Origin of the sequence: Bowmanella yangjiangensis (assembly GCF_017255015.1) — a bacterium.
Taxonomy (GTDB): Bacteria; Pseudomonadota; Gammaproteobacteria; order Enterobacterales; family Alteromonadaceae; genus Bowmanella; species Bowmanella yangjiangensis.
This window is the reverse complement of record NZ_JAFKCS010000144.1, coordinates 1-882: the sequence shown is the minus strand read 5'-3', so window position 1 is coordinate 882 and position 882 is coordinate 1. Positions and strand designations below refer to the sequence as shown.

The 882-nt window shown below is 65.4% G+C and carries 1 protein-coding gene; it reads left to right on the top strand.

Annotated features, from left to right (window positions below; translation table 11 throughout):
- Positions 1-102 precede the first annotated feature (102 nt).
- On the top strand, positions 103-882 hold a 780-nt coding region (locus J0A65_RS22710; protein ID WP_206596578.1), incomplete at its 3' end, for an EamA family transporter.

Genomic DNA, 882 nt, shown 5'->3' with positions numbered 1-882 from the left:
CCCGCAGACGCTGGGTACTTTCTCCGGGTCTCGACCCACCAGGCCCCATGAACCTCATCACGCCCCCGTGCCGAGAACAGGTGCCACGACTCCGGAACGCCGATGCAAGACCTCACCGAAGCAACCCCGTCGAACCCGACCCAACCTCGCCACGGCACCTCGCCACGCCTCAGGAACGGTGTCGTCGCGGCTATCCTGTTCTGCCTGATCTCGATGCTCAGCATCCAGCTGGGGGCCTCGCTGTCACTGGATGTGATGGAGCGCTTCGGCAGCTACACCACGACCTGGGTGCGACTCTGTTTCGCTGCGGCGATCCTCTATCTGATCGTTCGCCCGAAGCTGCTGACCTTCAACCGCCAGCAATGGACCGGCGCACTCCTGCTCGGCGCCGCCATGGCGCTGATGACGACCTCCATTTTCCAGGCGATCCGCAGCGCACCGCTCGGCCTGGTGGTCGCGATCAATTTTCTCGGCCCCATCTGCATCGCCCTGGCCGGGGTTTCCGGCTACCGCGCCTATCTGTGGCCGGCACTGTCGCTCGTCGGCGTCGTGCTGATCGCTTACGACGGCACGAGCTGGGTCACCGACGCCCGTGGCCTGCTGTTCTCCCTCGGTGCCGCTCTCGGCTGGGGCGGCTACATCCTGCTGATGAAGCGCGTAGGCAGCCAGTTCAGCGGCTTGCAAGGCCTGTCGGTGTCCCTGCTCGCAGCTGCGGCGATCATGACACCGATCGGGCTCGCTCAGGCGACTCAGCTGCATGACCCGCAGCTGTATATCCAGGGCGCCGGCCTCGCCCTCCTGGTACCACTATTGCCCTACGTGCTCGAGATGCAGGCGCTGCGCAAACTGAGCACGGCGGTGTTCGGCCTGCTGATGAGCCTC